The organism is Mesorhizobium huakuii (genome assembly GCF_014189455.1).
GTDB classification, from domain to species: domain Bacteria; phylum Pseudomonadota; class Alphaproteobacteria; order Rhizobiales; family Rhizobiaceae; genus Mesorhizobium; species Mesorhizobium huakuii_A.
Window position 1 is genome coordinate 1,173,324 of record NZ_CP050296.1, and the last position, 13,531, is coordinate 1,186,854.

Genomic DNA, 13,531 nt, shown 5'->3' on the forward strand with positions numbered 1-13,531 from the left:
CACATTCGTGGGGGCGAGGAACCCAGGCATGGATAGCCTCAAGCCGCGTAACGCGCCGCCGGCTTGTCGGCGTGCAGGCTGCCGTAGAAGGCCTGGCGGGCGCCGAGGAACGTGTCCAGCTTGCCGGCATCGGCAAGTGCGGGCACGGTGACGGCTTCGCCCCTGGCCAGGCCGACAAGAGCGGCATCGACCATATCGTCGGCGGTCATGATGATTTCCTTCGGAAGCTGGTCGATATCACTGCCGGCAAGCTCCCAGAAATCGGTCCGGGTCGCACCGGGCAGCACCACCTGCACCTTCACATTGGTACCCGCGACCTCGCGGTGCAACGCTTCGGTGAAGTTGACGACATAGGCCTTGGTGCCGCTGTAGATGCCGCCGAACGAGGTCTCATAGGCGAGCACCGAGGCGATGTTGACGATGGCGCCGCGGTTGCGCGCCAGAAGACCCGGCAGCACGGCACGGGTCAGGCGGGTCAAGGCGATGACATTGACCTTGATCATGCGTTCGGCCGCGTCGGCGTCGGCCGTCGCCACCACCTGCTGGCCGCCCAGGCCGGCATTGTTGACGAGCAGCGTTACGCTGTCGTCGGCTGATATCAGCCGCTCGACACGGCGCACATCGTCGTCGTCGGACAGATCGGCTGTGATGAAGCTGACCTTGCGGCCATAGGCATAGCGCAGCTTCTCGGCCAATTCCTCAAGCCGGTCGGCGGGCCGCGCCACCAGCACCAGATCATAGCCCTGCCCGGCCAGCCGGTCCGCATAGACCGCGCCGATGCCCGATGAGGCACCAGTGACGACCGCCGTGCCCTTGTTTGTCTGTCCACTCATTGTCCTGTTCCTTCTGTTTCGAGCTGTTCGCTTCGACCTGGCCGCCGGCACCGCAGGCATTCGCCTCGGCTCACCGGAAAGCCGCCTGATTGACTTAGTGGCATATACCACTATCAACGAAATAGGCATATGCCACTATCTTGTCAATGAGCGCATCCGGGATTATTTGTCAGGCAGCAGCCGGACATCATGTCTGCGCCGCCAAGGAATCGCTATGTCGAAAGAGGCCCTGCCCGGACTGTCGCTCTGCAACAACGCCATGCTGCGTCGCGCGACGCGCAAGATTGGCCAGTACTATGATGATGTGCTGGCGTCCTCGGGCCTGAAAGCCACGCAGCAGGGCCTGCTCTATCAGATCCACATTGGCAACGAACCGGCGATGGGCGCCATTGCGTCTGCCCTGATCATGGACCTGTCGGCGCTCGGCCACACTCTGAAGCCGCTGATCCGCGACGGCTATGTCGAGACCTTCGCCGATCCGGATGATCGCCGCATCAAGCGGGTGCGGCTGACGCCTCGAGGATTGGTCAAGCTCGATGAGGCGATGAAGCTGTGGCAGGTCGCCCAGCAGCGTTTCGAGGACGTGGTCGGCAAGGAGAAGGCGGCGAGGTTGCGCGCGGCGCTGGATGATATTTCCGCACTGGATTTTGATCTGCCGCCGGCCAACTGAGCTGGCCGGCGGGTTCGAGACTGGTCCTACTCAGCCGGCATCGCGACCGGCCGTGCCGCCCAGCGGCCGGCCAGCACGATGCCCAGCCCGATCAACGGAAAGGCCGCCGCGACCAGGCCGAGATCGGCCGGCGCGCCATAGCGCAGCACGCCACCGCCAACCACCGCGCCCAGCGCCACGCCGAGATAGAGCGCCGAACCGTTCAGCGACAGCACGATCGGCGCGGCATCGGGCGCCAGCTTGATGATGCGGCTGGCCTGCGCCGGCGGGAAAGCCCAGCCGACGATGCCCCACGGCACCATCATCGCCATCAGCGCCGGGCCGGCAATGTGCTGCGGCAGGAAGGTCGGGATGACCGACAGCATCACCAGCATGGCGGCACTCAGCGTCAGCGACCAGCCGACGGTGCGGGTGGCGCCGAAACGGTCCGCCGCCTGGCCGCCGGCAATGTTGCCGATGACGGCGCCGACGCCGAAGGCGAGCAGCATGCCGGGCAGCGCGATCTGGCTGAGCCCGCCGCCCTCGATGGCCAGCGGCGCGACATAGGCAAAGACAGTGAAGGCGCCGGTCAGCGCCAGCAATGTCGTCACCAGGATCGGCATCACGCCGGGCCGCATGGCTGCCGCCAGCCGGCGCTTCAGCGGTAGCCTGGTGCCGACGATGCCGCGCGGCAGCCTATACCACAGGATGGCGCCGGCGAGCGCGCCGAGCCCGGCAATGGCGTAGAAGGTGCCGCGCCAGCCGGCGACGGCCGCGACCAGCGCGCCAAGCGGCGCCCCGACGGCGACGGCCACCGTGGTGCCGCCGACGACGACGGCGATGGCGCGTGCCCGGTGGTGGTCATCGACCAGCGCCACGGCGGTCCCTTGGGCGGTCGCGGCGAACAGGCCCGACGACAGCGCCATGATGATGCGCGCGATCAGAAGCACTTCGAAGGAAGAGCTCAAGGCAGCGGCGATGTTGCCGATGACGAAGAACACCAGTGTCCACAGGATGACGCGGCGCCGGTCCCATTCGCCGGTCAGCGTCGCCAGGATCGGCGTGCCGATTGCATAAGCGAGCGCAAAGGCGGTGATCAGCGTGCCGGCGAGGGGGATGGAAATGCCGGCATCCCTGGCAATGTCGGGCAGAAGGCTGGAGATGACGAAGCCTTCGGTCGAGATCGTGAACGATCCGAGCGCAAGCCAAAAGAGGCGCTTGTCCATGGCTGATGTCCTTAGTTCAAAAGTTATTGAACAATTGGACATAACAGGGCAATGATGTCAATGAAGCCAGGGCAAAATAGCTGAACCATCCTGACAGCCCTGTGTCAGGACAGCCTGTTGGCACGGCCATGGGCGGGAGAAACAGTGTGGACGCCAGGGGAAAGATGGATGCGTTGAAATCGGCCCGAACTGTGCTTAGGTTCGGGCCATGACGTTACCTCATCCCAATACGGACCAGATCAGCCTGCCGATCGTGCTTGGCGTGCTCGGCGATCCGACGCGGCTCGCCATCGTGCGCTACCTCGCCAGCAAGGAAGGCATGGCGCTGAACTGCAGCCAGTTCCTCGATCTCGGCTCCAAGACCAATCTCAGCTATCACCTCGCCAAGCTGCGCGAGGCCGGCGTCACCCGCGCCGAAGTGGTCGGCACCAACCGCATGATCACGCTACGCCGCGCCGACCTCGACGCCCGCTTCCCCGGCCTGCTCGACAGCGTCATCGCCGCGGCCGTGGACGACCCCGCCCTGCCGGCGGTCGGTGGGCATGATATCGAAGTGCCGGCCTGACCTTTGAAGAACTTGGGTTCCTCGCCCCCACGTGAGTGGGGGAGAGGTGGCTCGGCGAAGCCGAGACGGAGAGGGGGCTGCCGAGACGGTGATCAAGTTCTGCAAGGCATCCGCCCTACGAAGCCCCCTCTCCGACCGCTTCGCGGCCACCCAGCCGGGGCGAGCCACGGGTCTCGCCCGTCCTTCGGACCCCCGCTTTGCGGGGGCGAGGAACCCAAGTCCTGATAGGTTTGCCCTTCCGATCAGTCGTTCGCCAATCCACGGAGCCCCTAAAAATGCGCATCGCCGTCCTCGCCGACATCCATGGCAACGTCCTGGCACTCGATGCCGTGCTGGAGGACCTGGCGCGTCGTGGCGGTGCCGACCTCACCGTCAATCTCGGCGACAGCGTTTCCGGCCCGCTCTGGCCGCGCGAGACGTTTGAGCGCCTGGAAGCGCTGAACCTGCCGACGGTGCGCGGCAACCATGACCGCCGCGTCGCCGCCGATCCGGCCGACGAGACCATGTGGGCTTCCGATGTCTATGCGCAGGAGCGGCTGACCGAGGCGCAACGCGAGGTGCTTTTCGCCCAGCCGCTGACGCTGGAGATCGCTCCAGGCATCGTCGCCTTCCATGCCCGTCCCGACCACGACGAAAAATATCTGCTCGACGCGGTTGTCGATGGCCAATTGGTGCGCGCGCCGCTGGCGGCGATAAGGCGGCGGCTGAAGGCGCTCGACCCGGCCTGCCGCATCGCGCTGTGCGGCCACAGCCACCGCACGGAGCTGGTCCGCATCCCCGACGGTCCGGTGATCTTCAACCCTGGCAGCATCGGCTGCCCCGCCTATGACGATTCCACCCCGCCGGCGCATGTGTCCGAACAGGGCTCGCCGCATGCGCGCTACGGCATCGTCACGTTGGGCGGCGAAGGCCGGCCCGACCGTTTCGAGGCGATCGCGGTCGACTACGACCACGAGGCGGCGGCACGACAGGCCGAACAGGCGGGCCGCCCGGAATGGGCCTATGCGCTCAGGACTGGCTTCATGCCGGGCTGAAACCGCGTTCCTGCCCGCCTCGCAGTGCGCTTCACATTCGGGCTGAAAAAGGTGTGAACATCTCGCTTGTAGACACGGCGGCGCACCGTCGCTTATAAACCGGCTTCGCGTGCGGCAGCGTTTTTGGGTTCTGGCGGTGCCTTTGTTAATGCAATTGATCGCCGACAGCCAAGGGCGCCGAATTACGTCGCGGACAACGCTCTTGGCGCTGATTGCCGCTCCGTCCCTGCTGGCGGCGCTTGCGGCTGTTGTGCCTGCCCATGCCGAAGACACGCCCTTCATCTCCATCGTCACCGGTCTCGCGCCCGACGACCTGCTCAATGTCCGCGCCAAGCCATCGGCGACCGGCAAGACCGAGACGCGCCTGGCTGCCGGCGCGAGCGTCCGGAACCTCGGCTGCAACGACATTGACGGACACCCCTGGTGCAAGGTGGAGTCCGACAACCCCAAAGCCAGCGGCTGGGCCCCGGCGCGCTACCTCGTTCCCGTCAATCCGGCGACGGTGCCCCTCGACCAGGCGGGGGATGCAGGCACGGCGCCCGATGCGGCGATGTCGCCGCCGCCGGCGCAGCCCGACCTGACGGCGCGGCTCGGCGGTGTGGCCCATCCCGTTGCTCCCGAAGCCCCGATGAAATCCGCCGCCGACATCGCCATGCAGGATGCCTACGGGCTGGCGCTGGCGGCGAATGAAACCCCGCCGACCGGAGAAAACCCCGCCCTCGCCCAGGATGCGGCCACCGGCACGGCCGCGGATAGCGGCTCGGCGGCGGGATCGGTTCCCGTTCCCACGCCGCGTCCTGACGGCGCCGCGCCCGCCCTCGACACCCAGACCGTCGCCGAACTGCCGCCGCAACCGACCTCCCTTGGCTCGGGCGGTGACGTCGAGATCCCCTGCGCCCGCTATGTCGGCCAGCCGATGACGAGCTGCGCGGCGGCCATCGTGCGCAAGGGCGCCGACAAGGCCGACATCACCGTGACCTGGCCCGACGGCGGCTCGCGCCTCATCTCCTTCGACGCCGGCGTGCCGGTCGGCTCGGACGCCAAGAGCGATTTCCGTTTCACCCGCGAGGGCAGCCTGAGCATGATCCGCATCGGCGTCTCCGAACGCTTCGAGATCACCGATACGGTGGCGTTTGGGCACTAGGTGTCAGTGGGCAGTAGGGCAGTACGGCAATAGGGCAATATGTTTTAAGGGCGCTCGAGCCCTCCCCCTACTGCCCTACTGCCCTACTGCCCTACTGCCCTACTGCCCTACTCCCTCATTTTCGGGGTTACATCCGCCAAAACTCTTCCCTATAAGGCCCACCTAGCCTGATACCAGAATCGCGAGCACAACCGGCCGGGTCTTCCCGTCCCGGTTTTTTGTGCAAGCCGCCCGCCGAACGGACCTATGACATGCCAAGACGCACTGACATCAAGTCGATCCTGATCATCGGGGCCGGCCCCATCGTCATCGGTCAGGCCTGTGAGTTCGACTATTCCGGCACCCAGGCCTGCAAGGCGCTGAAGGAAGAAGGCTTCCGCGTCATCCTGGTCAATTCCAACCCGGCCACCATCATGACCGACCCGGAACTGGCCGACGCCACCTATATCGAGCCGATCACGCCCGAGGTCGTCGCCAAGATCATCGCCAAGGAGCGGCCCGACGCGCTGCTGCCGACCATGGGCGGCCAGACCGCGCTCAACACCGCGCTGTCGCTGCGCCGCATGGGCGTGCTCGAGCGTTACAATGTCGAGATGATCGGCGCCGACGCCACGGCAATCGACAAGGCCGAGGACCGGGCGCTGTTCCGCGAGGCGATGAAGAAGATCGGCCTGGAAACGCCGAAGTCGATGCTGGCCAACGCCACCGACGTCAAGAATGCCGACCGCAAGACACATGAGGCTGAGCGCGCCGCACTCAAGGCCGAGAAGCCGGAAAACCTCGACGCCGAGCTCGATGCGCTGGAAACCCGCTGGAATCTCGGCGAAGGCGACCGCAAGCAGCGCTACATCAGCCATGGCATGGCGATCGCCGCGCAAGCGCTCGACCATGTCGGCCTGCCCGCCATCATCCGCCCCTCCTTCACCATGGGCGGCACCGGCGGCGGCATCGCCTACAACCGGGCCGAATTCTACGACATCGTCCAGTCCGGCCTCGACGCCTCGCCGACCACCGAAGTGCTGATCGAGGAAAGCGTGCTCGGCTGGAAGGAGTATGAGATGGAGGTCGTCCGCGACAAGGCGGACAATTGCATCATCGTCTGCTCGATCGAGAACATCGACCCGATGGGCGTGCACACCGGTGACTCGATCACCGTCGCCCCGGCGCTGACCCTCACGGACAAAGAATACCAGATGATGCGCAACGCCTCGATCGCGGTGCTGCGCGAGATCGGCGTCGAGACCGGCGGCTCCAATGTGCAGTTCGCCGTCAACCCGGCCGATGGCCGCCTCGTCGTCATCGAGATGAACCCGCGCGTCTCGCGCTCCTCCGCTCTGGCTTCGAAGGCGACCGGCTTCCCGATCGCCAAGATCGCCGCGAAACTCGCCGTCGGCTACACGCTGGACGAGCTGGAGAACGACATCACCGGTGGCGCCACGCCGGCCTCCTTCGAGCCGTCGATTGACTACGTGGTGACGAAGATCCCGCGCTTTGCCTTCGAGAAATTCCCCGGCGCCGAGCCGGTGCTGACCACCGCCATGAAGTCGGTCGGCGAAGTCATGGCCATCGGTCGCACTTTTCAGGAGTCTTTGCAGAAGGCCTTGCGTGGCCTCGAAACCGGCCTCACCGGCCTCGACGAGATCGAGATCCCCGGCCTCGGCCACGGGGCGGCGGTTGCCAACCACGCCGACGACCGCAACGCCATCCGTGCCGCACTCGGCACGCCGACGCCCGACCGGCTGCGCATGGTGGCGCAGGCGATCCGCATGGGCACCTCGCTGGAAGACGTGCATTCCATGTGCAAGATCGACCCGTGGTTCCTCGAGCAGATCGCCGGCATCGTTGCCATGGAAGCCCGCATCCGCGAGCACGGCATTCCGCAGGATGCCGTCAATCTGCGCATGCTGAAGGCCATGGGTTTTTCGGACGCCCGGCTGGCGTCGCTGACCAAGACCGACGCCGAAGTGATTTCCAGGATCCGCGACAAGCTCGACGTTCATCCCGTCTACAAGCGCATCGACACCTGCGCCGCCGAATTCGCCTCGCCGACCGCCTATATGTATTCGACCTATGAAGTGCCCTTCGCCGGCGCGCTGGCCAACGAAGCGCAGGTCTCGTCGCGGAAAAAGGTCGTCATCCTCGGCGGCGGGCCGAACCGTATCGGCCAGGGCATCGAGTTTGACTATTGCTGCTGCCATGCCGCCTTCGCGCTGCGCGATGCCGGCTATGAAGCGATCATGATCAACTGCAACCCGGAGACGGTCTCGACCGACTACGACACCTCGGACCGGCTCTATTTCGAACCGCTGACAGCGGAAGACGTGCTGGAGATCCTGCGCGCCGAACAGGCGTCGGGCGAACTGGTCGGCGTCATCGTCCAGTTCGGCGGCCAGACGCCGCTGAAGCTGGCCGACGCGCTGGAAAAGGCCGGCATCCCGATCCTCGGCACCTCGCCCGACATGATCGATCTCGCGGAAGACCGCGACCGCTTCCAGAAGCTCCTGCACAAGCTCAACCTCAGCCAGCCGAAGAACGGCATCGCCTATTCGGTCGAGCAGGCCCGCCTCGTCGCCGGCGAGCTCGGTTTCCCCTTGGTGGTGCGCCCGTCCTATGTGCTCGGCGGCCGCGCCATGCAGATCATCCATGACGAGGGCATGCTGCAATCCTACCTGCTCGACACCGTGCCCGGCCTGGTGCCGGAGGACATCAAGCAGAAATACCCCAACGACAAGACCGGCCAGATCAACACGCTGCTGGGCAAGAACCCGCTTTTGTTCGACACCTATCTCTCGGGCGCCATCGAGGTCGATGTCGATTGCCTCTGCGACGGCAAGGCGACCTTCGTCTCCGGCATTCTCGAGCATATCGAGGAGGCCGGCATCCATTCGGGCGACAGCGCCTGCTCGCTCCCCGTTCACTCGCTGCCTTCCGAACTGGTCGACGAGTTGGAGCGCCAGACGGCAGCGCTCGCCCGCGCGCTCAATGTCGGCGGCCTGATGAACGTGCAGTACGCGATCAAGGACGGCACGGTCTATGTGCTAGAGGTCAACCCGCGCGCCTCCCGCACCGTGCCCTTCGTCGCCAAGACCATCGGCCGGCCGATCGCCAAAATCGCCGCCCGCATCATGGCCGGCGAGACGCTGGAAGACGCCTTCGCCCATTACGGCGCGATGCCCGACCCGCGCAATCCAGGCCACATCGCGGTCAAGGAAGCCGTCTTCCCCTTCGCCCGCTTCCCCGGCGTCGACATATTGCTCGGCCCGGAAATGCGCTCGACCGGCGAGGTCATGGGCCTCGACCGCGACTTCGCGCTGGCCTTCGCCAAGAGCCAGCTGGGCGCCGGCGTCGACCTGCCACGCTCCGGCACGCTGTTCGTCTCCGTGCGCGACGAAGACAAGAAAGGCATCTTGCCGGCGGTCAAGCGCCTGGCCGGCCTCGGCTTCAAGGTGCTGGCGACGTCAGGCACGCAACGCTTCCTCGCCGAAAACGGCGTCGTCGCCGAAAAGATCAACAAGGTGCTCGAAGGCCGCCCCCACATCGAAGACGCCATCCGCAACCGTCAGGTGCAGATCGTTTTCAACACCACGGACGGTCAGAAGGCGGTTTCTGACTCCAAGTCACTGCGGCGAGCGACGCTGATGCAGAAGGTGCCGTATTACACGACGCTGTCGGGCGCGGCGGCGGTGGCGGAAGCGATCGCGGCGCTGAAGGCGGGAAGCCTGGAGGTCAGGCCGCTGCAGGAGTATTTTGCGTAGGCTTCAACAGATTTAGGCGATGTTATCAAGATTATGGCTTCTCGCCGGCAGATCCGATTTTACGACTAGGCCACCAGGAAAAATTGACACTACGAATTACCTCAATATTTTCAGCTTAAGAATTTCTTTCCCAAGGCGCGCTGTCTCGTTGTGAGGTTCGATAGATAGCCAGTATTCTATCTGACCCAAGAGCCTGTACCTATAAATTGGGTCGGATATCCCCGCGTTATTTTTATGAGATTCAATTCCGTATCTATCGATATAGTGGATGGCCTTTCTCAAATTTCTACGCGATTCTTTTGGCAGTTTGAGTTCTCCACTGGAAATAGAAATACCCGTGATGATTTTCTTTTGCCCCTCAAAGGCAAGGACGGTCTTTTCCGCAGCGATTTCAAGGCCAAAATTCGACAAGCAGTCGCTAAGAAATGGAAAGGCACTCTCAGGTATTAGATCTCCAGAGAGGCAGATATCGTCCGCGTACCTCGAAAACAGAAGCCCATTTTGGTTGCAAAATGCCGCAATCTGTACGTCGGCCTTAAGCATCACAATATTGCTGATCGCCGGACTAGTAGGGGCTCCTTGAGGAAGGACATCATCGAATGTGCATATCCTCGCTAAATAATAAGATACCTTTGGCGAGTATCCAGCCTCAAGAAATATATCGTTAACCGACGCATACTTGATAGAACCAAAGAAATCTCTAATGTCTATTTTTAAAATACATTTCGACGCAACGTGTAATTTCGCGTTCCCAACGGTGCTACGCCCCTTAACAAACCCAAAAGCCGAATGGTGCACGCTGAGCTTGGAGAGAATTTCGTCCAAAATCCATCGCTGCAACCCGCAAGGAATGGCCGAGGTACAAAAAGAGAGCGCTCTCCGCCCCTCCGCTTTGGGATACTTCTAAGACTGTAGTAACGACGGTTGTCCATAGCTACGCTCGCTATGAACTTCGCCTCAAGTCCAGAATGCCAAGCTAGGTGGTGAATATCTAAGACTACAGGGAGACCCTGCGCCTCTAAACGCTCCGCGTACGCTATGAGACCCCGTTTGGCTGCGAGCTTAAGTGGCCAACGGAAAGTCCTTTGCCTTAAAAACTCACTGTATGGTTGCACCGGCACCAAGTCACCACATAATATACATATTAGTAATCGACTGCTTCATCGACAATTAACAATGTTAGTTGTCTGAGGTTCGTAGAACCTCACGGTAATCTTCTTCGATTACCGTATGGGCTTAACTCTAGCCTAAGTCGCCGAGGCGAATACACCTCGTTGCGCTAGTTCCTCAATGCCGGTGCAAACTCGCTGATTCAGAAACCTCAGTCTGCCGTCTCTCCCAACTTTGTCAAGAAGTCGAGCTCAAGGCTGGACATTCTGGGAACATACAAATCCAAGTCCTCGGTACGCGCTGGGCGTTGCGGAACGAATCTCCATTCCTTATCGGCTCTAGGCCTCATGAAGAGCTCAGGCGCATGAGCATCAATCCAAGCTACGCCCTGCGGCAGAAGCCTAATTCTAAGTCCCGCTTCATCATGCTCGACCGCCGCAATCTCATTGGCCTGCAGGAAATCCACAGATTCGAGCATCTGGAGCGGAGACAGCCGATACCTCTTATGAAATTGGTAACCGTCAACCCATCCGCGATTACGATATATCTCTCGCAATATCTCTAGTATGAAGGTAGGATAGGTCATTACCTGAGCCTTTTAAAAACAGTCTTTCTCAGTTTGTAGTCCTTATATACTGGCCACCAGAATATCGGAAAGACATTATTTGGGCAATTGTAATTGTGCACAGAAAACAAGGCCTCAGATGACCCGTATCCCATAGATGGCATGAATTGACCTTTGTACAATGCCGCGAGATTCTTTTCCAAAGATTTCATGATCTTTCGCTTTGAACTCACATCTGTGCCCCCGTACCTGTCCGAGATTCCACGATTGAGCCAAATTTCTGAATGATAATCCAAGCCAAGGCCATCCAGTCGAGATTTTGCGGCAGCCATACCGGCAATAGCCAGAAGATATACCCTATTATCTTTGTATCGGCTATTTCTAACGTATTCGACAAATTTCGTTGCTTGGCGCTCAATAGTCTTTCCAGTTCCGAAGAAATCATCAAACAGTACGTAGTTTTTTCCATTTCCAAATGCATCACCGTAACCAACCAAAGAGTTTCTGAAATTTTTCTCAGACCAGCCATCGACCGAGCTAAAATCGTTCTTTAGCTGCTGCAAAAGGCCTGAGATCCATCGACTTCATAGTCGTCGCTCACGGCAAAAAAATAGTATTCTTTGCAGATAGAGACCATTTCTCTTGGACATGAGAAGAAATTGATTTCGTTATATCCACCATATCGAAGGATGTTATTACTTTAAAATTGTTTATAAGATCTATAATCAAGTCACGAGACTCAACATCATTACAATCATTCCAAAGTCTGACGAGCGCGTCATATTCGCTCACCAACCATCTACATTTTTTGCAGACGTCAAAGAGTACTTTAAAATCACCAGGGTCCATAAATTGAGTCGCGCGAGGCGCATCTGCGATGTCTTTAGCCAGAGTTAAGCTCCCCCAATTCGATGCGACAATCTACCCACTTCCGTATCTTTCAGGCAATAGCGGTGGTTGGAAAGCGAACTAGTCCGACGCATTGCGAAAAGCACTATACTTAAGTTGAAACGTCCACCCTTGAGCCCGCTTCTTCGCCGATGGTGATAGCCACCATTCACGCCACCGCCACACACTCGATCTCGATATCAAACTCCATCGGCCAAGACGCCACCGGCACAAACGTCCGCGATGGCGCGTTTTCGGGGAAATGCTTGGCATAGACCCGGTTAATCGCGTTGTAGAAGCCGGAATTGACGGCGTAGATGCGCACCATCACCACATTGTCGAGCGAGGTGCCCGCCGCTTCCAGGCAATGTTTCAGCGCCTTCAGCGACGCCTCGGTCTGCACCTCGATGTCGCCCTTGACCAGTCTGCCGGTCAAAAGATCGAGCGGTGGTGTGCCGGAGACGAAGACCAGCCCGGCGGCCTTGGTCACCAACGACAACGGCACGCCAAGCGCGCGCACCGCCGCCGACAGCACCGGCACTTCGACGATTTCCTTGGTCATGACAATCTCCTTGAGGTTACGACGAGAGAAGAAAAAATCACGCCACCGCCACACATTCGATCTCGATATCGAACTCCATAGGCCAGGACGCCACCGGCACGAAACTGCGCGCCGGCGGGTTGGTCGAAAAATACTTCGCATAGACCCGGTTGATGGCGTTGTAGAAGCCTGAGTTGACGGCGTAGATGCGCACCATCACCACATTGTCCAGCGAGGTGCCGGCCGCTTCCAGGCAGTGTTTCAGCGCCTTGAGCGACGCCTCGGTCTGCGTTTCGATGTCGCCGCGCACCATCTCGCCGGTCACCATGTCCACCGGCGGCGTCGCCGAGATGAACACGAAGCCGTTGGCCTTCACCGCTGTCGAACAGGGCAAGCCGAGTGAGCGCACCTTGTCCGACATGACGGGTACTTCGATGACTTCTTTTTTCATGGTGATGCTCCCTGGGTTTGGCGGGGAGCTTATCCTGCCGGCTGGTGAACGCCAGCGGGGAGGCATGGTCCAGCGGCTACCGCCGCAGACAATCGCATAGGGCGCTCCCCCTCTCCGTCCGCTTCGCGGCCACCTCTCCCCATTTCATGGGGGCGAGGAAACGCCAATCACCGAGGTCGCGGCACCGAAAAGGCTTGGGTTCCTCGCCCCCACAACGTGGGGGAGAGGTGGCCGCGAAGCGGACGGAGAGGGCTGGCGCCGCCCTGTGCGATTGGCTTCACCCCTGCCCCGGATACGGCATGCCGTCCTTATGCAAAAACCGCCCATCCGAACTCGGGCTCATCATGTCGATGTCGGAGCAGGTTATGACATCGTCAGGGTTGCGCGAGCCGACCTCCAGGTAGCGCGCCATGACCGACGAGCGGTTGATCATGTGATGGCCGTTGCCGCTGTTCTTGGCGAAGGTGGCGCAATCGCCGGCCTTGAGCAGCGTCTCGCCGCCATCCTCGACCAGCGTCAGCTCGCCTTCCAGTACATAGACGAGCTCGTCCTCATGGCTGTGCCAGTGGCGCTGGCTCGACCAGCCGCCGGGCGGCAGCGTCATCAGATTGACGCCGAAATCGCGGAGCCCGCCGGCATCGCCGAGGCGGCGGCGCGTGCGGGTGGCGCAAGGGGCGTCGAACGGTGCGGGGTAGCCGGAGCCCTTGCGGACAGGCACGGTTGACAGGTTGATCTTGGGCATGGGTTCTCCCTCGATTTGGATGGTGGCA

The 13,531-nt window shown here is 61.4% G+C and carries 13 protein-coding genes; 6 read left to right on the forward strand and 7 right to left on the reverse strand.

Translation table 11 applies throughout. From position 1 onward, the window contains the following. Positions 1-38 precede the first annotated feature (38 nt). Complete coding sequence (locus HB778_RS05850; RefSeq protein WP_183462240.1) at positions 39-833, reverse strand: SDR family NAD(P)-dependent oxidoreductase; 795 nt, start codon at positions 831-833, stop codon at positions 39-41. Between the two features lie 214 nt (positions 834-1,047). On the opposite strand from HB778_RS05850, the gene HB778_RS05855 reads away from it, so the two are divergent. After that, positions 1,048-1,503: a MarR family winged helix-turn-helix transcriptional regulator gene (locus HB778_RS05855; protein WP_183465013.1), complete on the forward strand. Its 456-nt coding sequence runs from the start codon at positions 1,048-1,050 to the stop codon at positions 1,501-1,503. A gap of 26 nt (positions 1,504-1,529) precedes the next feature. Here HB778_RS05855 and HB778_RS05860 read toward each other — a convergent pair whose 3' ends face one another. Beyond that, on the reverse strand, positions 1,530-2,708 hold the full coding sequence (locus HB778_RS05860) for an MFS transporter (RefSeq protein ID WP_183462242.1): 1,179 nt from the start codon (positions 2,706-2,708) through the stop codon (positions 1,530-1,532). A 208-nt stretch (positions 2,709-2,916) separates the two neighbouring features. Between HB778_RS05860 and HB778_RS05865 the strand changes: the two genes are divergently transcribed. The 4 genes from HB778_RS05865 to carB all read left to right on the forward strand — a co-directional run bounded on the left by HB778_RS05865 (position 2,917) and on the right by carB (position 9,206). Continuing rightward, positions 2,917-3,273: an ArsR/SmtB family transcription factor gene (locus tag HB778_RS05865; RefSeq protein ID WP_095201764.1), complete on the forward strand. Its 357-nt coding sequence runs from the start codon at positions 2,917-2,919 to the stop codon at positions 3,271-3,273. A 275-nt stretch (positions 3,274-3,548) separates the two neighbouring features. Beyond that, positions 3,549-4,307 (forward strand): metallophosphoesterase family protein, encoded by a 759-nt coding sequence (locus tag HB778_RS05870; protein ID WP_183462244.1) that lies wholly within the window; start codon positions 3,549-3,551, stop codon positions 4,305-4,307. A gap of 136 nt (positions 4,308-4,443) precedes the next feature. Beyond that, positions 4,444-5,451: an SH3 domain-containing protein gene (locus HB778_RS05875; RefSeq protein ID WP_183462246.1), complete on the forward strand. Its 1,008-nt coding sequence runs from the start codon at positions 4,444-4,446 to the stop codon at positions 5,449-5,451. Between the two features lie 251 nt (positions 5,452-5,702). After that, positions 5,703-9,206, forward strand: coding sequence for a carbamoyl-phosphate synthase large subunit (gene carB / locus HB778_RS05880; protein ID WP_183462254.1), 3,504 nt, complete (start codon positions 5,703-5,705; stop codon positions 9,204-9,206). A gap of 96 nt (positions 9,207-9,302) precedes the next feature. Here carB and HB778_RS05885 read toward each other — a convergent pair whose 3' ends face one another. Next, a complete protein-coding gene (locus HB778_RS05885) occupies positions 9,303-10,031 on the reverse strand; it encodes a reverse transcriptase family protein (RefSeq protein WP_183462256.1) in 729 nt (242 codons plus the stop codon). 649 nt (positions 10,032-10,680) lie between these two features. Here HB778_RS05885 and HB778_RS05890 point away from each other — a divergent pair. Continuing rightward, the gene (locus HB778_RS05890; protein WP_183462258.1) at positions 10,681-10,881 is read left to right on the forward strand and encodes a hypothetical protein; all 201 of its coding nucleotides are present in this window, start codon (positions 10,681-10,683) and stop codon (positions 10,879-10,881) included. A gap of 20 nt (positions 10,882-10,901) precedes the next feature. Here HB778_RS05890 and HB778_RS05895 read toward each other — a convergent pair whose 3' ends face one another. From HB778_RS05895 to HB778_RS05910, 4 genes are all read right to left on the reverse strand, one after another. Further along, a complete protein-coding gene (locus HB778_RS05895) occupies positions 10,902-11,444 on the reverse strand; it encodes a phosphoribosyltransferase-like protein (protein WP_183462260.1) in 543 nt (180 codons plus the stop codon). 494 nt (positions 11,445-11,938) lie between these two features. Continuing rightward, on the reverse strand, positions 11,939-12,331 hold the full coding sequence (locus HB778_RS05900) for a RidA family protein (RefSeq protein WP_183462262.1): 393 nt from the start codon (positions 12,329-12,331) through the stop codon (positions 11,939-11,941). A gap of 37 nt (positions 12,332-12,368) precedes the next feature. Beyond that, the gene (locus HB778_RS05905) at positions 12,369-12,761 is read right to left on the reverse strand and encodes a RidA family protein (RefSeq protein ID WP_183462264.1); all 393 of its coding nucleotides are present in this window, start codon (positions 12,759-12,761) and stop codon (positions 12,369-12,371) included. 277 nt (positions 12,762-13,038) lie between these two features. Then, complete coding sequence (locus tag HB778_RS05910; protein WP_183462266.1) at positions 13,039-13,503, reverse strand: cupin domain-containing protein; 465 nt, start codon at positions 13,501-13,503, stop codon at positions 13,039-13,041. Positions 13,504-13,531: the final 28 nt, after the last annotated feature.

Coding starts and splice junctions, on each gene's coding strand:
- HB778_RS05910 (WP_183462266.1), bottom strand. CDS start 13,503: ATGCCCAAGATCAACCTGTCAACCGTGCCTGTCCGCAAGGGCTCCGGC.
- HB778_RS05900 (WP_183462262.1), bottom strand. CDS start 12,331: ATGACCAAGGAAATCGTCGAAGTGCCGGTGCTGTCGGCGGCGGTGCGC.
- HB778_RS05890 (WP_183462258.1), top strand. CDS start 10,681: ATGAGCATCAATCCAAGCTACGCCCTGCGGCAGAAGCCTAATTCTAAG.
- carB (WP_183462254.1), top strand. CDS start 5,703: ATGCCAAGACGCACTGACATCAAGTCGATCCTGATCATCGGGGCCGGC.
- HB778_RS05850 (WP_183462240.1), bottom strand. CDS start 833: ATGAGTGGACAGACAAACAAGGGCACGGCGGTCGTCACTGGTGCCTCA.
- HB778_RS05855 (WP_183465013.1), top strand. CDS start 1,048: ATGTCGAAAGAGGCCCTGCCCGGACTGTCGCTCTGCAACAACGCCATG.
- HB778_RS05905 (WP_183462264.1), bottom strand. CDS start 12,761: ATGAAAAAAGAAGTCATCGAAGTACCCGTCATGTCGGACAAGGTGCGC.
- HB778_RS05870 (WP_183462244.1), top strand. CDS start 3,549: ATGCGCATCGCCGTCCTCGCCGACATCCATGGCAACGTCCTGGCACTC.
- HB778_RS05860 (WP_183462242.1), bottom strand. CDS start 2,708: ATGGACAAGCGCCTCTTTTGGCTTGCGCTCGGATCGTTCACGATCTCG.
- HB778_RS05865 (WP_095201764.1), top strand. CDS start 2,917: ATGACGTTACCTCATCCCAATACGGACCAGATCAGCCTGCCGATCGTG.